Here is an 18,729-nt window from a genome sequence, read left to right on the forward strand (position 1 = left end):
CTGTCTACGCAGAGAAAAGGCCTCAGAACGATTTCGGCGCGTAACCTGTCATCTCTTTTAAGCCCATTTCACGCCCGAGTGCAGTCATCGGGTGCACAATCACCAAACCGCGAACGCTCTTCTTCAACGTCCCCATATCAGCCTGCTCTTTTTTGGTAATCGCACGGTTGAAAGGCAGCTTCGCCAGTTTCTGCGCTTCTTTGCTAAGTTTCTGTTCTCTCACGTTACGCAGGCGCTCAATCTCAGCCGTAAGCTTTTCGCAAGCTTCCAGATTGAGTGCGATAGCTTCGGCATCACCTTGTGCCAGCAGCGTAGTCTGCTTATGCGTCAGCTTATCCAATTGGTCGCTAAGACGTTTGATCTCTGCTTTTTCCTGCTCTTTCATAAAAGATAACCTATATAACGGGAGAATAATGCGGGGCACAGCATACACTATACGCTAAATAATTCGAGTTGTTGAAAGACCAGTCAGCTTGAAGTATGACGAATATAAACACCTGACAGGTTAATGTAGCGTGATATCGCTGAATGGGACTAAAACGCCTTTTTCAGACTGATTTGCGCAATCAATGCAGTCAGAGATAAAACCAGTGTAGAACGTACCATCTGCTGGTAACGCTGCTGTTGCATGCTCACCAGAAGTGGATCGGCAGCTTCTACTACGGGCGGCAAAGCGGGTTCTGTGGGCAACGCAGCAACGCAGTGCAGCTCACCGATAGGCCCCAGAATTTCATCATCGGTAAAACGATAATGCCGATCGTCATGCGCCAGCTCTTCTCCCAACGCCATCAACAGTTCCGCATCTTCGTACTCTTTACGGCTGATCATTCCCAAGCCATAAATCAGTTTCAGGCGCACGGAAAGGTCGCCCAGTGGCCCCGTGCCCGTCATCAGAGGTTCAACGGCATATTTCACCGCATAATCGTCTTTGCGGAACACCTGCAACATCAGGATGCTGACCGCTTCAGCCAGTAATTCAACGGCACAGAGCATAAAGTCGCGCACTGTCTTCCCTGAGTTCAGCGCTTCCAGAACCCGGTTTTCAAACGCCTGTGTTTCTTCCATCGTCACTTCTCGACCCTTTAAACCCGCACACAGCATACCCATCTCGGTAGCATGCTTACCGGCAGGTGTGGCGACATCGCATCCCCGACGTCGCCCGTATACCTTTACACCGTGTCGAAAAGACCACACTTGCCTGGTGACGAGACGCGCCGATTACTGCATGGCGTTATACACATTCACTGCTTGCGCGACAACCTTGCTGTCGGCATCCAGACCAGAAATCTGCACCAACGCCGCCTGCACGCCCTGGGTGTGGATTAACTCAGCCAGTTCCAGCGCCTGCGGATCTTGTTCGCTGCGATAATGCATCGCCGCGGCAATACCGGTAATCAGGTTGTCATGCGGTAAATGGTATTCCAGCGTTCCCAGCAGCGGCTTGATCAGACGGTCTCCTGCACTCAGCTTACGCAGCGGCTGACGACCAACGCGTTCGACATCATCATGCAGATGGGGATTTTCAAAGCGGCTGAGAATCTTGTTGATATAGGCAGCGTGCTTATCCGCATCAAAACCGTAGCGTTTGATGAGTACCGCGCCGCTCTCTTCCATTGCACCTTTAACAACGGCTCTGACTTGCGGGTCAAGAATTGCATCGCGGATCGTTTGATGGCGCGCCTGCTGACCGAGATAGGCCGTAATCGCATGGCCGGTATTAAGTGTGAACAGTTTACGCTCGACAAACGCCATCAGATTGTCGGTCAGTTCCATACCGGGAATCGCTGGCGGCTCACCGCAGAACTGGGTTTTATCGACGATCCATTCGCTGAAGGTTTCTACCGTCACCGCCAGAACATCATCGCTACCGACTTCGGAAGGGGGAACGATGCGATCTACGGCGGAATCGACGAATCCCACATGCTCGACCACCCATTCATGATGGCCTTCCGGCAGCAGTTTCAGTACATGTTGTTTTAACTGGCTGGTGCCACGCACCATATTTTCACAGGCAATAATGTTCAACGGCCGGATATTGCCGTCTTCGTGACGCTTAACCAGCCCCTGAGCGATAGTTCCGGCGATTTTTTCCAGAATCTGTGGCCCCACAGCGGTCGTCACCAAATCGGCCACGGCAATGAGCGCGACAGCATCCTGACTGCCGCTGTGAACAGCGCTAACGTTGCTGACGGTATCAACCTGCGTGTTATCACCGACAATCCGCACCGCGTAGCTTTTACGACTGTTCAGGGCATCTAACAGCGGCTGATTGACGTCAGCAAATGTCAGTTCGACATTGGCATCCGCCAGCAATTTCCCAATAAACCCGCGGCCAATATTACCCGCGCCAAAATGTAATGCTTTCATGAGACGTAACCTTAAAAAGACATAAAAAGAGGCCGCCCGAAGGCGGCACTAGCCAAATTAATCAGGCACTCTTTTTACCGGAGAGTAAGTCGAGTACTTCCTGAACGTCCTGCGTGTGTGCCAGACGTTCAATAACCGCGTCATCATCCAACGCATTGGTCAGGCTGGTGATGACCTGAATATGTTCGTTGTTACGGGCAGCGATACCGATAACCAGACGCGCAACCTCATCCTCTTCATCGCCAAAGCGAACGCCTTCAGGATATTGGCAGAAGACAACGCCGGTTTTCAACACGCGGTCTTTCGCTTCTATCGTACCGTGCGGCACGGCGATCGACTCGCCCAGATAAGTGGAGGTCAGCTTTTCACGCTCCAGCATGGCTTCAACATACGCAGGCTCGACGTAGCCGCCTTTCACCAGTTGCTCGCCGGCGAAACGAATTGCCTGCTCTTTGTGTGTCGCATGCTGATTCAGGAACACGTTACCCGCCCCCAGTTGGAACAGGTTCGTCTGCGTGTCGGCTACAGCGGGTGCAGGCGTCGCGACGGTTTCAGGCTGCGCGGCACCCTGCGCTGCCACAAGACGAGCAGCCAGATCGCTATACAGACCGCTATCAAGGAAGTTGGTGAGAGAAATGTGCTGCGCCTGCGGCGCATGGCGCATAGCGCGTTCAGTCAGATCGCGGTGCGTAATCACCAGATCGACATCGTCCGGCAGGCTATTGATCGCGCTGTTGGTCACCGAAATGTTGGTCAGCCCAGCATCCTGAACTTTCTTACGCAACACGCCAGCACCCATCGCGCTGGAACCCATACCAGCATCACACGCTACGATGATTTTACGCACGGTGCTCATATCACCGCTGACGCCCGTGTTAGTCGCTGCACCTTTAGAAGACGCTTTCATTTCCTGCACACGACGCGTCGCATCGCCCAGGTCTTCTTCTTTTTGCTTGGTGCTTTTCAGCAAAATCGCCGACACGATGAAGGACACCGCGAAAGCCGCTGCAATCGCCGCCAGGTTAGCGAAGTAAGCACCTTTTGGCGTCATCGCCAACACTGCAAGAATGGAGCCCGGAGAGGCTGGAGAAACTAAGCCACCGCCTAGTACGCTCAGCGTAAACACGCCAGTCATCCCGCCCAGGATCACCGCGATAATCAGACGCGGATTCATCAGGACATAAGGGAAGTAGATTTCGTGAATCCCGCCCAGGAAGTGGATAATCGCCGCACCCGGTGCTGATTCTTTCGCGTTACCACGCCCGAAGAACATATAAGCCATCAGCACGCCCATACCTGGACCTGGGTTCGCTTCGATCAGGAAGAAAATAGATTTGCCAGTTTCCGTCGCCTGCTGAATACCCAGCGGAGAGAAGATACCGTGGTTAATCGCGTTGTTCAGGAACAGAATTTTCGCTGGTTCAACGAAGATGGACGTAAACGGCAACAGGTTGTTCTGTACCATCAGGTTAACGCCGGAAGCCAGCACCTGAGAGAAGACTTCAACCAGCGGACCAATTGCCAAGAACGACAGAATTGCCAACAACATACCGATAATACCGGCAGAGAAGTTGTTGACCAGCATTTCAAAACCGCTCTTGATTTTACCGTCGACCATGCGGTCAAAACGTTTAATCGTCCAGCCGCCCAGCGGGCCCACAATCATGGCACCGAGGAACATCGGGATGTCGGTTCCGACGATCACACCCATCGTCGTAATTGCACCCACGACACCACCACGCTCACCGAATACCAGACGTCCGCCAGTATAACCAATCAGCAATGGTAGCAAATACGTAATCATCGGGCCGACGAGCTTCGCCAAGGTTTCATTGGGAATCCAGCCGGTAGGGATAAACAGCGCGGTAATAATACCCCAGGCGATAAATGCGCCAATATTGGGCATCACCATATTACTGAGGAAGCGACCAAAGTTTTGCACTTTGATCTTAATATCTGGTGAAAGCATAAAAACACACCCCTATTGAAACGCGCTGACAATAAGAGCGCGTGGTAATTATCGTGAGACGGCGTGGCAACGTGTGTTAGTCGCAGCGATGGTTAGCAACAACCGACAGCCTTATTTTTACCGAGATATCGACGGTTACCGAAAGCTCAGCTGTTATAAAAACACCGATTGCCACAAAAATATTTCCGTCATTATTACTGTATGCAGCGCGGACTCTAACACGCTGTTTTCATACCGCAACCTCATGGCAGGAACGTGACAAAAATCACACAACCACCCTACATCAACGATACAAATAGGTGATTTACTTCACAAAAAACCGTTAAAAATGAAAAACTAAACAGATTCGTAGACAAATACAGCGCCTTATATGTGATTTACATCACATTTTAAGCGGTCATGTTTGTTTTATTTATGTGATTCAAATCACAATTTATTTTTCTCCTCTCGTCCGTCACACTCATTTTATCCAGAATACCTACCCGCTAATATCGACTCGCCAAGAGGCTATTAAGGATAATTCACGCTATTTACCCCTCTGAGCGCATTCATCACATTCTGTTGCTGCACAGGTAATGCCGCCACCATACTGTTATATTGCGCCGCCTGCTGTGGGGTGCGGAATTGGACAGATGCGCCGTTAAATACGGCCTGATCGCCCTGAGCCTGGAGGAAATCGCCAACCTGAATCAGGCTTTGTGCAAACGACGTGGCGCCAGGAATAACAGGTAACAACGCATTCGTCGGCTGTATTACCGTGCTCGCATAGAGCCGCTCATAAGGAATTTGCACCTCTTCGGGCTGCTTTAACGTACGGTGGGCATTGTCAGCCTGCGCTTTTGCCGCCTGAACATGCTGCGCCAACAGGCTCATGGTTCCAACAGATTGCCTGAGCGCATCACGCTGTGTCAGATAGTCTTTAGGGACACGAATACGGGAAATTTGCCCCAGCATCGGCGTCAGACTGCCGGATACGGCTTGATTAAACTGCTGAGAAAAGGTGGTTAAAATCGCATAATCGTTGGCAAAATTGCCAAAACTCTTCTTCTGCTCTTCCGTCAATGCGGGCAGCGTCCCATCCTGCTGCGACTGTGCGCTTTGCAGAAATGCAATGAATGCCTTGCGCTGGTCGGCCTCACTATCACCGCAGGCAGCAAGCTGTAATGCCGCCAGAATAACCAGAACTGGCAGCAGCCAGCGTGAACGGTACGTCATCAGCCTCCTCATTCCCTACTCCTGTTATGCTTACTGCCCCGCCAGCCGTGCTTTATTTAGACAAAAACACGCTGACGACGGATTTTCCATGACAAGATTTTCTACGATATAAGCATAGTCGAATCGGGCTTGCTGTGTAGAAAAAGGCCAGGTCTTACAACGAATACCGACTGTTTAAGTCTCGAGATACACGGGGCGGCTATAGGTGGGCGTTCTGGAATGAGAAGAAAATAGCCCCCGAATAGGAGAACCTATTCGGGGGCTAAGATGACAATGACGCAGTTATCGTTATTGCAGAACGGAAATATCCGCAACCTGCAAGAACAGCTCACGCAGTTGGCTCAGCAGCGTCAGGCGGTTCACACGCACCTGCTCATCTTCCGCCATGACCATCACCTGATCGAAGAATGCATCGACCGGTTCGCGCAGCGAGGCCAGCTCAACCAACGCTTCCTGATAGCGGCCTTCGGCAAACAGCGGCGTCAGTTTGTCACGCAGCACGACAAGGTGTGTTGCCAGCGTAATTTCCGCCGCATCTTTCAATACAGCAGCGTTGACGCTCTCATTCAGCGTATCGGTAGACTTCGCCAGAATGTTGGAAACGCGTTTGTTAGCTGCTGCAAGCGCCGCTGCTGCATCCAGCGAACGGAAGTGGCTAACGGCTTTCACGCGGGCATCGAAATCAGCCGGACGAGTTGGACGACGCGCCAATACCGCCTGAATGGTATCCACACTGTGCCCTTCTTCCTGATACCAGGCACGGAAACGACCGAGCATAAACTCAATCACGTCATCCACAACCTTGGTATTAGTCAGCTTGCTGCCATACAAACGTACCGCTTCTTCGGTCAGTGTCTGCAAATCGAGCGGCAGACGTTTTTCGACAATAATACGCAGCACGCCGAGGGCTGCGCGACGCAGTGCAAATGGATCTTTGTCACCTTTTGGATGTTGGCCGATGCCAAAAATCCCTGCCAGCGAATCCATTTTGTCGGCAATCGCCAGCGCACAAGCCACCGCAGAAGACGGCAGTTCATCACCCGCAAAACGCGGCTGATACTGCTCATTCAGCGCAACAGCTACATCTTCGGCTTCACCATCATGACGCGCATAGTGCATCCCCATCACGCCCTGCGTGTCGGTGAATTCGAACACCATGTTGGTCATCAGGTCGCACTTGGACAGCAGACCCGCACGCGTTGCGTGGTTCACGTCAGCACCAATTTGGCCAGCAACCCAGCCTGCCAGCCCCTGAATGCGGTCAGTTTTGTCACGCAATGAACCCAGTTGCTGCTGGAACAAAACCGTTTCCAGACGCGGTAAGTGATCTTCCAAACGCTTCTTGCGGTCGGTATTGAAGAAGAACTCGGCGTCAGCCAAACGTGGGCGCACCACTTTTTCGTTACCGGAGATAATCTGCTGTGGATCTTTGGATTCAATATTGGCAACAAAGATGAAATTCGGCAGCAGATTGCCGCTGTTGTCATAAACCGGGAAATACTTCTGGTCACCTTTCATGGTGTAAACCAGCGCTTCGGACGGTACGGCGAGGAATTTTTCTTCAAATTTCGCGGTCAGTACCACCGGCCATTCCACCAGCGAGGTGACTTCTTCCAGCAGGCTGTCGCTAAGATCGGCATTACCGCCAATCTTGCGTGCGGCTTCTTCTGCATCAGCTTTGATTTTCGCTTTACGCGCATCGTAGTCGGCGACGACTTTACCGCGTTCCAGCAGAATCTGTGGATACTGCTCTGCATTGTCGATCGTAAATTCAGCTTCACCCATAAAGCGGTGGCCGCGAAGAGTACGAGCGGAATCGATACCCAATACCTGACCGGGGATCAATTCCTCACCCAACAGCATAGTCACGGTATGCACCGGACGTACAAACTGGGTTTCTTTGTCGCTCCAGCGCATCAATTTTGGAATCGGTAACTTCGATAATGCGGTGCTGACCATACCCGCCAACAGCGCCTGTGCCTGTTCACCTTTAGCATGGGCACGATACAGCAGCCACTCGCCTTTGTCGGTCGTCAAACGTTCAGCTTGCTCAACGGTGATACCGCAGCCACGCGCCCAGCCTTCTGCCGCTTTTGTCGGCTTACCTTCCGCATCAAACGCTTGGGAAATCGCTGGACCGCGTTTTTCTACTTCACGATCGGGTTGGGAAGCGCTTAGGCGTGCAACCTTCAGCGCCAGACGGCGCGGCGCAGCAAACCAGCTTACGTCACCGTGCGCCAGATTGGCAGCATCCAGCTCCGCCGTGAAATTCGCGGCAAAGGATTCTGCCAGATTACGGAGAGCCTTCGGCGGCAGCTCTTCCGTGCCAATTTCCACCAGAAAAGTCTTGTCAGTCATGGCTGCCTCTTAGCTCTCTTTCTTATTACACATCGGGAAACCCAATGCCTCACGAGAGGCATAATAGGCTTCCGCAACCGCTTTGGTCAGGGTACGAATACGCAGGATGTAGCGCTGGCGCTCGGTAACCGAGATCGCTTTACGCGCGTCCAGCAGGTTAAAGCTGTGCGCCGCTTTCAGAATGCGTTCGTAAGCTGGCAAAGGCAGCGGTTTTTCCAGCGCGAGCAGGTGCTGCGCTTCTTTCTCATATTGCTCGAAACAGCTGAACAGGAAATCGACATCAGCGTGTTCAAAGTTGTAGGTTGACTGCTCGACTTCGTTTTGATGGAACACGTCGCCGTAGGTGGTTTTACCTAACGGGCCATCGCTCCAGACCAGATCGTAAACACTATCAACGCCCTGAATGTACATCGCCAAACGTTCCAGACCGTAGGTAATCTCACCGGTCACGGGTTTGCATTCCAAACCGCCAACCTGCTGGAAGTAGGTAAACTGCGTGACTTCCATACCATTCAACCAGACTTCCCAACCCAGGCCCCATGCGCCCAGCGTTGGGTTTTCCCAGTTATCTTCCACGAAACGGATATCGTGAATGGTCGGGTCCATACCCAGTTCTTTCAGAGAACCGAGGTACAGCTCCTGAATATTGTCCGGCGATGGCTTAATGACGACCTGAAACTGGTAATAGTGCTGCAAGCGGTTTGGGTTTTCGCCGTAGCGCCCATCGGTCGGGCGACGAGAAGGCTGCACATAGGCGGCGGCCATTGGCTCCGGCCCCAGTGCCCGCAGACAGGTCATAGGATGTGAAGTGCCTGCGCCGACTTCCATGTCCAATGGTTGAACAATGGTGCAGCCCTGGCGAGCCCAATAATCCTGTAATGTCAGGATCAGGCCCTGGAAGGTCTTGGTATCAAACTTTTGCATGTTGGATTCGCGCGCGATACAAGTGGATTTATAAGGAATGCGCCAGTATACCCTCTGACCGCAAGATATACAGCCAGAATGCGGTAACAAGTGCAAATCCCCACCATCATCTTTCAAATTTCAGGATCAGCTTGAAAAAACAGTCTGCAACATCTTCAGGCTCAGCAGCAGCAGCAGTGCGGCAAAGGCCTTTTTCAGCGTCGCAACCGGCAAGCGATGCGCCAGACGGGCGCCGACGGGCGCAGTGAAGAAGCTGACGACGGAAATCAGGAAAACAGCAGGCAGAGAAACATAGCCGACGCTGTAGTCAGGCAATCCGGTCGTCGACCAGCCGTTGATCAGGTAGCCCAGCGCACCGGAAACGGCAATCGGTAGCCCAACCGCCGCCGATGTCCCAATCGCCTGCTGAATACGGACGTTGCACCACGTCAGGAACGGCACCGTAAGCGACCCACCGCCAATAGCCACCAGCGCCGAGATGCTGCCGATCGTCAATCCCGCCAGCGAAATCCCTGCCGTACCGGGCAACTGACGCTGCGGTTTAGGCTTGATATTCAGCACCATTTGCAGAGAAACATAGGCCATAAAACAGGAGAAAAAGATCGCCAGCGTCCGCGTCGGCAACAGCGTCGCCAGCCAGGTCGCGGCGAATGTCCCGATCAGAATGGCGGGCGTAATTCTGATAACCACAGGCCAAAGCACCGCCTGATGCTGATGATGAGTACGTAGACTGGAAATCGCCGTGACGACAATCGCCGCCATTGACGTTCCCAACGCCAGGTGCACCAGATGCGTATTATCCACGCCCTGTGCGGCAAACAACGCCGTCAGCACTGGCACCATAATGCCGCCACCACCGATACCTAATAATCCCGCCATGAAACCCACCACGGCACCTAATGCCAGATAGGCTGCTACCCACTCCACTGCCATTCCCTGTACCCCTGTTTCTATTTACGTTTTTCTTATGATCGATAACAGCCTTGAGCGAATAAAATAGCCCTGAGCTGTCGGCAAAACATTATTCACGATTCCACGACGACTTTCCGCCCCATCCGCAAATGACTTTCCCTATCTGCGAGCACGCCCGCAAAATACTGGTTGCATATACAGCATCGTGAATGCCATGATCGCACCACATTGCGGCAGACTGCCTTACAATAAACTGTGCGTCCAAACACCAACGGCACAACCGAATCAGGAGAAAGGAATGCAACGCTGCGGCTGGGTTACACAAGACACCTTATATCAGGATTATCACGATAACGAGTGGGGGAAACCCTGTACTGATAGCCAGAAACTGTTTGAGTTACTGTGTCTGGAGGGCCAGCAGGCGGGTCTTTCCTGGATCACCGTCCTGAAAAAGCGCGAAAACTATCGCCGTTGCTTCCACCAGTTCAATCCTGAGCAGGTGGCGAAAATGACGCAGGATGACGTAGATCGATTAGTACAGGACAGCAGTATTATCCGCCATCGCGGGAAAATCGAGGCGATTATCACCAACGCAAAAGTATGGGTGGCGATGGAAAGCCAAGGAGAGAGCTTTGCGGACTTCATTTGGTCTTTTGTCGAACACCGGCCACACCTCAACCATCCCGCTTCACTCGCAGACGTTCCCGCCAAAACGGACGTTTCAGATGCCATGTCCAAAGCCCTGAAGAAACGCGGCTTCAAATTTATCGGTTCGACTATCTGCTATGCCTTCATGCAGGCGGGCGGATTGGTCAACGACCATGTCATTGACTGTTTTTGTCATCAGGAAAGCGCGTCATGATCCGCCCTTATCGCAGCCTCGATCTTGCGCCGTTGATGCAACTCTGGTTAAAGAGCACTATTCTGGCGCATCCCTTTATCCGTGAAGATTACTGGCGAGAAAGCGCCAGTGCGGTACGCGAGATCTATATTCCCCAGTCACAAACCTGGGTTTATGAAGAACAAGGAAGCCTTATTGGCTTTATCAGCGTACTAGAAGCACGGTTTATCGGCGCGCTGTTTGTGGAACAAGCCTATTATGGAAAGCAGATTGGCACCGCGCTGATCCAACATGTTCAGGCGCAGTACCCCTTACTCAGTCTGGAAGTGTATCAACAGAATACACGCGCTTGCCGGTTCTATCATAAGCAGGGGTTTGTCGCCGTTGAGGAAAACATCAATCAGGAGACACAAGCTACGGCGCTGATCATGCAGTGGGTGAACGAGGGGACAGCAAATGCCGTTCCCTCTAGTTCAATCGGCCACCTCTAAGTCATCGACTCAACGGGGTATCAGAACGTTGTCCAGTTATCGTTCCCATTATCCCGTGACGCGAGCGTCGGCAGGCGAGCCGTTGCTCTATTGCCCGAATTTCCATTGCCGGTGTTAGATCCTTGCAGTCTTGGTACCCCGGCAACATCCGCATCGGATATGCGGAAAACGGACATGAGTTTTGCCAGCTTCGAGGCCTGTTCCTGCAACGAGTTCGCCGCGACGGAGGATTCACTCACCATAGCGGCATTCTGCTGGATGGTGGTATCCATTTCAGCCACTGCACTGCCAATTTGCGCAATACCGCGACTCTGCTCATCCGATGCTGAAGATATTTCCCCCATGATGTCATTCACGCGGCTTACGGAAGCGACAATGTCATCCATCGTTGTTCCCGCTTGAGAAACCAGATCGGTTCCTGCATCCACACGAGAAACCGATTCTGAAATCAGGCTTTCGATCTCTTTTGCCGCCTGTGAACTGCGCTGAGCAAGGCTGCGAACCTCGCTAGCAACAACCGCAAAGCCACGGCCTTGCTCACCGGCCCGCGCCGCTTCCACTGCTGCATTCAATGCCAGAATATTAGTCTGGAAAGCGATACTATTAATGACACTCGTGATATCAGAGATCTTCTTCGAGCTACCGGAGATATCGCTCATGGTGTTAATCACGCGGTTAATAATATCCCCGCCTCGATTCGCATTGGTTGAGGCTTCCCCGGCAATCTGGCTGGCATGTCGGGCATTATCGGCGTTGTTCTTCACCGTAGCCGTTAACTCTTCCATACTGGCTGCCGTTTCTACAATCGCCGCCGATTGCTGCTCGGTGCGTGATGACAAATCATTATTGCCCGATGCAATGTCAGAGGAAGCGCTCTCAACGCTGTACACGCTTTGACGAATATCCGTCATTAAATGACGCAATTTCTCCGTCATCACCATCATGGCCGTCGTTAACTGCCCCAGTTCATCATGCCGTTCCACCGTGACGTTTGCAGAGAGATCGCCGCCTGCAATGCGCTCCGCCAGCTTCAGATTAGTAATAATGGGTCGGGTGATTTGCCGCGTAACGGACCATGCAATCAGCAATCCAAAGACGATGGCAATCGCCCCTAAAATCAGTGTTTGCAGTACAGAGCTATTGATAATGTCATCATTCCTCGCACCGAGCTTTTGCAGAATAGTACCGATATCGCTCGTCATTCTGTCTCCGGTTGCCCGGAATTTGACATCTGTGGTTTTTAACTGCCCCAGTTGTTTGTAATATTGCTCTGCCGTTTGATTATAATTTTCAAATGCTTGCCAAAAAGAATCCACGACGCGACGACGATCGTCACTGACCGATGCTGCCAGCGCAGCATAGGATGCTTTCGATTCGGCATAAGCCTGTTTCTGCACGTTAAACGCAGCTTCGCTGTTCTCTCTTTGTAAGATATAGGTGCTATTAACCAGTTTCAGAAACAGTAGTGAGAGGGTATCTTTCTGCGCCGCCAGCGCATTTTCATCCGCGCCGACCGGGAGATTGGTCATAAATGCCGTTAACGCATCGGAGGCATTCATCTGGCTGATTTTCTTTGCCGTATCAACCACCGCGTTCGCGGCGGCTTTCATGGTATTCAGATCGGTATCATAATCTGTAAAATCCTGGTCAAGTTTATTAAAATCAGATAGATAACCCTCTTCCCACGCTAGTGCTTTCGCTTTTTCCTTTTGCGCCCTAGCCTGCTCAATGTACTTATTCAGGTTTTTAATATGCTCATCTGCAAAGGTGAATGAATACTTGACTCTCGCCATTTTCGACTGATCGAGCTGATGATTCATTTCATTCAAAATAGTCGTTTTAACATACAGTTCATGAATGATAAAAAACCGTATGGCGCCAACACCAGACGCCATCATGACTAACAACAGGACAATACCAAACCCGCCATACAGCTTATGAGAAACCTTAAGATTGCTCATAATTCTGGTAAAAAAATGCATTTCCGCCCCCGTTAACAACATCGTGTCTAAATAACAGCATCATTTCTAAAACATCCCCGCAAATAGCGTTATCGGTTTTTTGCAGTAATGCTTTACAAGAAAATGATTAACAAAAATCACAGTGGAATAATTTTAATCAAACTGTAATAAATCTCATGCGGCCAGTACGTGATTCACGCTGTGAGCGTACTCTGGAGCGGAGGTCACACCATCACTCATGACATAAATCGTGCAAATCCCCCATGAATCACGGTTAACCTTGGGCAAATGCAGGGGCAGTATCACTTGCAGTCTCTTGCCAGCTACGCGATTATTCGATGAGCGATTTCTACGTTAACTTCCTTAATCTGCTGGAGTTTGTCATGAAACCTAGCGTTATCCTGTATAAAACCATTGCTGACGACTTACGCGCTCGTTTGGATCAACACTTCACCGTCACTGAACTTGACGCCTTTCCTTCACTCGATCATCCGGCTCTGGCAACGGCAGAAGGCATCATCGGTTCCGGCGGTAAAGTCGATAAAGATTTCCTGCAACACGCACCGCATTTACGCGCGGCTTCCACCATTTCTGTCGGTTACGACACTTTCAACGTCGATGCGCTAAATGAAAAAGGGGTCATTCTCATGCACACCCCGACCGTGCTGACGGAAACCGTGGCGGATACGGTTCTGGCACTGATACTCGCCAGCGCACGTCGGGTTGTAGAAGTGGCTGAGCGGGTCAAAGCGGGAGAGTGGAAAGGCGGTGTCGGCAGCGACTGGTTTGGCACTGACGTTCACCATAAAACCATCGGTATTCTGGGGATGGGGCGCATCGGTCTGGCCGTCGCGCAGCGTGCTCACTTTGGTTTCAGCATGCCGGTACTGTACAACGCCCGCCGCCATCACACTGAAGCGGAGCAGCGCTTTAATGCCCGTCACTGCGATCTCGATACGTTATTGGCTGAGTCGGATTTCCTCTGTATTACGCTGCCATTGACGGCGGAAACTCACCACCTCATTGGCCGTGAACAGCTGGCAAAAATGAAACCCAGCGCCATTTTGATTAATATCGGCCGTGGTGCCGTGGTGGATGAAGACGCGCTGACGGAAGCCTTGGTGAAAGGAACCATTCAGGGTGCAGGTTTGGACGTTTTTGTCAAAGAACCGCTGCCCGTCGATTCTCCGCTGCTGGATTTACCCAACGTCGTGGCACTACCGCATATCGGTTCCGCCACGCACGAAACGCGCTATGACATGGCCGCCTGCGCCGTCGACAACCTGATTGCCGCCCTAAGCGGTCAGGTGAAAGAAAACTGCGTGAATCCACAAGTATTGAAATAACACTCCGTCTACCTGAGCGCTGCGACGACGTTTTTGCAGCGCTGCTTTTCCCCACGAACCAACCCCATCATCACACGCGAAACGCGGCGATTTCTCGCAAAAACCATGCTTTTTCCTAACTAAAAACTGGATAACCAATACCGGTATTGTTCTTTGCTGTTTCCTACTGCCTATGGAAGTATCGGCTGTAACGAGCGGTTAACGTCTTCTGCTGTATTCCCCGTTTCAGGACGTAATCGATACGCGTATTCACCTGATAAAAACAAATTTAATAAAAACCATCACATGTAGGGACAATCATCGTGGCGACTTTTTTGCATCCTCATCAAAAACTCACTATCTTTGCCTCGCTACTCCTTCTAGGCGGTTCGCTGGGAGCACAGGCAGCGAACGACACACCGAAAATCGGCGGCACGCTGGTTTATCTGGAGCAGCAGGCACACACCAATCTCTATACACCCGCAGGCGGTTTTTATCCGAACGGCGGCATTCTCAACCAGATTACCGATAAACTGACCTACCAGAACCCGGAAACGCTGGAGATTGAACCGTGGGTTGCCGAATCCTGGACCATCAACGCGGATAACACGGAATACACATTCAAGATCCGCCCCGGTATCAGCTTCTCTGACGGCACCCCGCTGGACGCCAACGCCGTGGCGAAAAACCTTGATACGTATGGCTTAGGAAACACCGCTCTTAACCAACCGGTTTCGGAAGTCATCAACAATTACCTGCGCAGTGAAGTCATCGACCCGCTGACGGTGAAATTTTACTTTAAGAAGCCCTCACCCGGTTTTCTACAAGGTACCTCAGCCATCGGTTCCGGCTTGGTTTCTCTCAGCACACTTGAACGTAATTTCAATCAGTTAGGTAATGCCAAAAACATCATTGGCTCCGGCCCATTCGTGGTCAGCAGTGAGAAGCTGGGACGCGAACTGAAACTGACCGCCCGTAAGGATTACAACTGGGCACCCGTTAAATCGAAGCATCAAGGGCGCGCCTATCTGGATGGCATTACCTATCTGGTCACTCCAGAAGACAGCGTGCGTATCGGCGCGTTGGTCTCCGGTCAGGCAGATTTCATTCGTCAGATCCAAGCCTATGATGAAAAGCGAGTGCAAAGTCAGGGCTTCAACCTTTATGCCCCGCCTACGCGCGGCGTCAATAACAGCGTGGTTTTCCGTCCAGATAATCCGCTGGTAGCGGATATCCGCGTACGTAAAGCACTGCTGCACGCTACGAATACCAAAGAAATCATCGATACGCTGTTCTCTGAAAACTACCCACAGGCCACGTCACCGCTGGCGAAAACTGCCGCGGGCTATGTTGATCTCTCCAGCAAACTGACATTCGATCCCGCCCAGGCCAGCAAACTGTTAGATGACGCAGGCTGGAAAACCGGTTCTCAGGGGTTACGACAGAAAGATGGCAAAACGCTGGAACTGACCGCTTATGAATCGCTACCACAACCGCAGAACAAAGAAACCTTACAGTTGGTTTCGCAACAGTGGGCAAAAGTCGGCGTGAAGCTGAATGTGTTAGCGGGCGACGCGGGCAGTAAAACCGTGGATAGCCTCGATCCGCTGAAAACCGGCGTTGCGCCAGCGATGGTAGGCCGTGCCGATCCAGATGTGCTGAAAAGCCAGTACTACCCAACGGTACGTAACGTCCTGCTGCAAAAAGGTGGCTCAAGCGACAAGGTGAAGGACTTTGTTGATCCCCATCTGAATACGCTGCTGGATGGCATCGCCGCAGAAACTGACCGCAGCAAGCGGCTAGCGCTGGTAGGAGAAGTACAGAGCTATCTGATCGATCAGGCTTACGTCATTCCCATCTTTGAAGAACCACAGGTATTTGCGGGTGCCGCCACCACAAAAGGCATCGCGTTTGAAGCTGTTGGTCGCCCCAGTTTTTACAACACCTGGCTGGATAAGTAACACAGCAGCAAAGGGAGGAGATCATCATGAACCGATATCTGGCACTGCGCATCGGTCAGGCACTGCTCGTGCTGTGGGCTGCATTCACCCTGTCTTTTATCCTGCTTCAGGCGATGCCGGGTGATGCCGTACTGATCAAATTTCAGAACCCAGAGCTCGGCCTAAGTGCCGAGCAAATTGCGCAATTGCGGTTATCCTACGGCGCCGATACACCGGTAATCACGCAGTATTTTCATGCGATAGCTCAGATACTGCGTGGCGATCTTGGCCTGTCTATTCAGGCTGGCGTACCGGTCACCGAGCTTATCGCCGCGAATCTACCACCCACGCTGCTGCTCGCAGTACTGGGCTTCATCGCTGCCGGGCTGTTAGCGTTTGCCCTCGCGTTCTTATCGACGCTGACGCCGTTTCAGTGGTTGCGAACCACGCTGCAATCCCTGCCGTCGCTGTTTATTTCCGTACCAACATTCTGGCTCGGCATCGTTCTGATTCAGATCTTCTCTTTCCGTTTGGGGCTGATTCCCGTGATTAACCCCGGCGAATGGGAGGGGCTCATTTTGCCCGTTCTCACACTGGCACTGCCGATCTCCGCCCCGCTGGCTCAGGTGCTGATGCGCAGCATCGATCAGGTACAAACCCAGCCGTTTGTCGCTGTCGCCCGCGCGAAAGGGGCGAGCCGCAGCGGTGTGCTCTGGCGGCATATCGCCCGTAACGCCATGCTGCCCACGCTGACCATCGCCGGTTTATTGCTGGGTGAGCTGATTGCAGGCGCGCTGATTACCGAAACCGTGTTTGGCCGCAACGGGCTCGGCCAACTGACGCAGGAAGCCGTGAACTATCAGGACAGCAGCGTGCTACAGGCCATCGTGCTGATTTCTGCCGCCGCCTTTGTCGTCGTCAATCTGGCCGTCGACCTACTCTATCCTCTGCTCGATCCGCGCCTGAAAAGAACGCCAGGAGCCACGTTATGACTACCGTACCGTTGGAAAAAATTACGTTTCCCCTTCTGCGCAAGCGACCGTTTCTGCGTCGCCACGCCTTTCAACCTGGGCTACTGCTGGCGTGGCTGGTCATATTAACTGTCGCACTCTGGGCGCTGTTTCCAGGCTGGTTCACCAGCTATAGCCCGACAGAAGGCATCGCAGGTGCACAGCGACTGGCACCCGACGCAGACTACTGGCTCGGCACCGACCAGCTTGGGCGCGATCTCTACGCACGCATCGTTTATGGCGCGGTGCACTCGCTGTCAGGCGCATTTATCGCCGTCGGGCTGGGTTTGGTGCTCGGTAGCCTGTTCGGTTTATTAGCCGGTGCCGTTGGCGGCTGGCTGGATAGCGTCGTCATGCGCAGCATTGATGTGTTACTGGCCATTCCCGGTCTGCTACTGGCGCTGAGCGTCATCATTCTGCTGGGTTTCGGCACGGTCAACGCCGCGATTGCCGTGGGTGTTACTTCCGTCGCCAGCTTTACCCGACTGGTGCGCTCAGAGGTGTTACGTGGGGTCCGCTTGGAAAACGGAAATTATCCCACGCTAAGACTATATTGTGTACAGCAGTGGAGAAGGATGAGAGACCAGCAGTTCATTAACAGGGACTCCTTTTTGCTTAAGCGGCTCAATGGTTCTTTCTATATAAACCGTATTCCAGAGTGTTATCGCCGCCGTATGTAGTGTCAGCGCCGGTGGCGTGGTAACGCTGATCCTCCCACCCCCAGATCCCTGATCCCGACCGGACGAGTCTGGCGGCCTGATGAACTTAAGCGGATTATTGAAATTTGCCTGGCCAATGACATCTGGGTGATATCTGACGAAATTCACTGCGACCTGTCCCGAAGCGGTATCGGTCATACACCGGCCGCCTCTCTTTTCCCTGATTCTACACGCATTATTACCTGCATGTCCTCGAGTAAAACATTCAATCTGGCCGGGAATTTGTTGGCAAATATCATTATTCCGGATCCCGGTGTCAGAAGCGAGTGGCGTCTCAGACACGACGAGTTCATCTCTCCACTGAGCCTGGCAGCAAACAAAGCGGCGTGGAGTGAATGTGATGACTGGCTTGTCCATCTGAGGGAATATATTGACGGCAATTTCCAGTACCTGCACGACTATCTCAAAAGCTATTTACCCGAAACCAGGTTCTCGATCCCCGAAGGGACATATCTGGCCTGGATAGATATTAGCCGCTACCTGCCCGACACCGCAGGTGAGGATTTATCGCTGTATTTTGCCCGGGAGTCAGGGGTCCTTCTTGAAGGGGGCTTGCTGTTTGTCGACAATGGGGACGGATATATCCGGTTAAATCTGGCCTGCCCACGGAGTATGCTGACAGCAGGGATGAAAAGAATTTCACAGGTACTGCGGATACCGGCTCCTCATCGTGTATAACCCCTTTCTCTCTGGCCGT

At 52.3% G+C, this 18,729-nt stretch carries 15 protein-coding genes and 2 pseudogenes; 7 read left to right on the top strand and 10 right to left on the bottom strand.

What is annotated here, in order from left to right; all coding sequences use genetic code 11:
• Positions 1-22 precede the first annotated feature (22 nt).
• From A6301_RS06015 to A6301_RS06050, 8 genes are all read right to left on the bottom strand, one after another.
• Positions 23-385 (bottom strand): YibL family ribosome-associated protein, encoded by a 363-nt coding sequence (locus A6301_RS06015; protein ID WP_107169301.1) that lies wholly within the window; start codon positions 383-385, stop codon positions 23-25.
• Positions 386-534: 149 nt separating this feature from the next.
• Entirely contained in the window at positions 535-1,107 is a 573-nt protein-coding gene (locus tag A6301_RS06020; RefSeq protein ID WP_205543228.1) for an MltR family transcriptional regulator, read from the bottom strand.
• Positions 1,108-1,218: 111 nt separating this feature from the next.
• Entirely contained in the window at positions 1,219-2,367 is a 1,149-nt protein-coding gene (locus A6301_RS06025) for a mannitol-1-phosphate 5-dehydrogenase (protein WP_234257346.1), read from the bottom strand.
• Positions 2,368-2,428: 61 nt separating this feature from the next.
• Complete coding sequence (locus A6301_RS06030) at positions 2,429-4,336, bottom strand: PTS mannitol transporter subunit IICBA (RefSeq protein WP_234257347.1); 1,908 nt, start codon at positions 4,334-4,336, stop codon at positions 2,429-2,431.
• A gap of 510 nt (positions 4,337-4,846) precedes the next feature.
• Entirely contained in the window at positions 4,847-5,551 is a 705-nt protein-coding gene (locus tag A6301_RS06035) for a DUF3053 domain-containing protein (RefSeq protein ID WP_205540549.1), read from the bottom strand.
• Between the two features lie 288 nt (positions 5,552-5,839).
• Positions 5,840-7,909, bottom strand: a complete 2,070-nt coding sequence (glyS, locus tag A6301_RS06040; RefSeq protein ID WP_107169305.1) for a glycine--tRNA ligase subunit beta — start codon at positions 7,907-7,909, stop codon at positions 5,840-5,842.
• A gap of 9 nt (positions 7,910-7,918) precedes the next feature.
• The gene (gene glyQ / locus A6301_RS06045) at positions 7,919-8,833 is read right to left on the bottom strand and encodes a glycine--tRNA ligase subunit alpha (RefSeq protein WP_010286428.1); all 915 of its coding nucleotides are present in this window, start codon (positions 8,831-8,833) and stop codon (positions 7,919-7,921) included.
• A 126-nt stretch (positions 8,834-8,959) separates the two neighbouring features.
• Positions 8,960-9,766 carry a sulfite exporter TauE/SafE family protein gene (locus A6301_RS06050; RefSeq protein ID WP_234257348.1) on the bottom strand — a complete coding sequence of 269 codons (807 nt, stop codon included), beginning with the start codon at positions 9,764-9,766 and terminating at the stop codon, positions 8,960-8,962.
• A 277-nt stretch (positions 9,767-10,043) separates the two neighbouring features.
• Here A6301_RS06050 and A6301_RS06055 point away from each other — a divergent pair, with 277 nt between their 5' ends.
• Complete coding sequence (locus A6301_RS06055) at positions 10,044-10,607, top strand: DNA-3-methyladenine glycosylase I (RefSeq protein ID WP_234257373.1); 564 nt, start codon at positions 10,044-10,046, stop codon at positions 10,605-10,607.
• Positions 10,604-11,077, top strand: coding sequence for an N-acetyltransferase (locus A6301_RS06060; RefSeq protein WP_107169308.1), 474 nt, complete (start codon positions 10,604-10,606; stop codon positions 11,075-11,077). The genes A6301_RS06055 and A6301_RS06060 overlap by 4 nt, the downstream gene beginning before the upstream one ends.
• A 20-nt stretch (positions 11,078-11,097) precedes the next feature.
• Here A6301_RS06060 and A6301_RS06065 read toward each other — a convergent pair whose 3' ends face one another.
• Positions 11,098-13,059: a methyl-accepting chemotaxis protein gene (locus A6301_RS06065; protein WP_215482566.1), complete on the bottom strand. Its 1,962-nt coding sequence runs from the start codon at positions 13,057-13,059 to the stop codon at positions 11,098-11,100.
• 362 nt (positions 13,060-13,421) lie between these two features.
• Between A6301_RS06065 and ghrB the strand changes: the two genes are divergently transcribed.
• From ghrB to A6301_RS06085, 4 genes and pseudogenes are all read left to right on the top strand, one after another.
• Entirely contained in the window at positions 13,422-14,384 is a 963-nt protein-coding gene (gene ghrB, locus A6301_RS06070; RefSeq protein ID WP_234257374.1) for a glyoxylate/hydroxypyruvate reductase GhrB, read from the top strand.
• 302 nt (positions 14,385-14,686) lie between these two features.
• Positions 14,687-16,324, top strand: coding sequence for a TIGR04028 family ABC transporter substrate-binding protein (locus A6301_RS06075; RefSeq protein WP_205540554.1), 1,638 nt, complete (start codon positions 14,687-14,689; stop codon positions 16,322-16,324).
• Positions 16,325-16,350: 26 nt separating this feature from the next.
• Positions 16,351-17,295, top strand: a complete 945-nt coding sequence (locus A6301_RS06080) for an ABC transporter permease (protein ID WP_205540555.1) — start codon at positions 16,351-16,353, stop codon at positions 17,293-17,295.
• A pseudogene (locus A6301_RS06085) lies at positions 17,292-17,822 on the top strand (ABC transporter permease); the annotation flags it as partial. The gene A6301_RS06080 and the pseudogene A6301_RS06085, both read left to right, overlap by 4 nt.
• A gap of 54 nt (positions 17,823-17,876) precedes the next feature.
• Here the strand turns inward: A6301_RS06085 and A6301_RS22460 are convergent.
• Positions 17,877-18,033 (bottom strand): annotated as a pseudogene (locus tag A6301_RS22460) (Tn3 family transposase); the annotation flags it as partial.
• 11 nt (positions 18,034-18,044) lie between these two features.
• Here A6301_RS22460 and A6301_RS06090 point away from each other — a divergent pair.
• Positions 18,045-18,710, top strand: coding sequence for an aminotransferase class I/II-fold pyridoxal phosphate-dependent enzyme (locus tag A6301_RS06090; protein ID WP_228030188.1), 666 nt, complete (start codon positions 18,045-18,047; stop codon positions 18,708-18,710).
• The last annotated feature ends 19 nt before the right edge of the window (positions 18,711-18,729 follow it).

Origin of the sequence: Pectobacterium sp. IFB5596, assembly GCF_021432585.1 — a bacterium.
In the GTDB taxonomy this organism is placed as follows: Bacteria; Pseudomonadota; Gammaproteobacteria; order Enterobacterales; family Enterobacteriaceae; genus Pectobacterium; species Pectobacterium punjabense.

Coding starts and splice junctions, on each gene's coding strand:
- ghrB (WP_234257374.1), top strand. CDS start 13,422: ATGAAACCTAGCGTTATCCTGTATAAAACCATTGCTGACGACTTACGC.
- A6301_RS06055 (WP_234257373.1), top strand. CDS start 10,044: ATGCAACGCTGCGGCTGGGTTACACAAGACACCTTATATCAGGATTAT.
- glyQ (WP_010286428.1), bottom strand. CDS start 8,833: ATGCAAAAGTTTGATACCAAGACCTTCCAGGGCCTGATCCTGACATTA.
- A6301_RS06030 (WP_234257347.1), bottom strand. CDS start 4,336: ATGCTTTCACCAGATATTAAGATCAAAGTGCAAAACTTTGGTCGCTTC.
- A6301_RS06020 (WP_205543228.1), bottom strand. CDS start 1,107: ATGGGTATGCTGTGTGCGGGTTTAAAGGGTCGAGAAGTGACGATGGAA.
- A6301_RS06060 (WP_107169308.1), top strand. CDS start 10,604: ATGATCCGCCCTTATCGCAGCCTCGATCTTGCGCCGTTGATGCAACTC.
- A6301_RS06050 (WP_234257348.1), bottom strand. CDS start 9,766: ATGGCAGTGGAGTGGGTAGCAGCCTATCTGGCATTAGGTGCCGTGGTG.
- A6301_RS06025 (WP_234257346.1), bottom strand. CDS start 2,367: ATGAAAGCATTACATTTTGGCGCGGGTAATATTGGCCGCGGGTTTATT.
- A6301_RS06080 (WP_205540555.1), top strand. CDS start 16,351: ATGAACCGATATCTGGCACTGCGCATCGGTCAGGCACTGCTCGTGCTG.
- glyS (WP_107169305.1), bottom strand. CDS start 7,909: ATGACTGACAAGACTTTTCTGGTGGAAATTGGCACGGAAGAGCTGCCG.
- A6301_RS06065 (WP_215482566.1), bottom strand. CDS start 13,059: ATGCATTTTTTTACCAGAATTATGAGCAATCTTAAGGTTTCTCATAAG.
- A6301_RS06015 (WP_107169301.1), bottom strand. CDS start 385: ATGAAAGAGCAGGAAAAAGCAGAGATCAAACGTCTTAGCGACCAATTG.
- A6301_RS06035 (WP_205540549.1), bottom strand. CDS start 5,551: ATGACGTACCGTTCACGCTGGCTGCTGCCAGTTCTGGTTATTCTGGCG.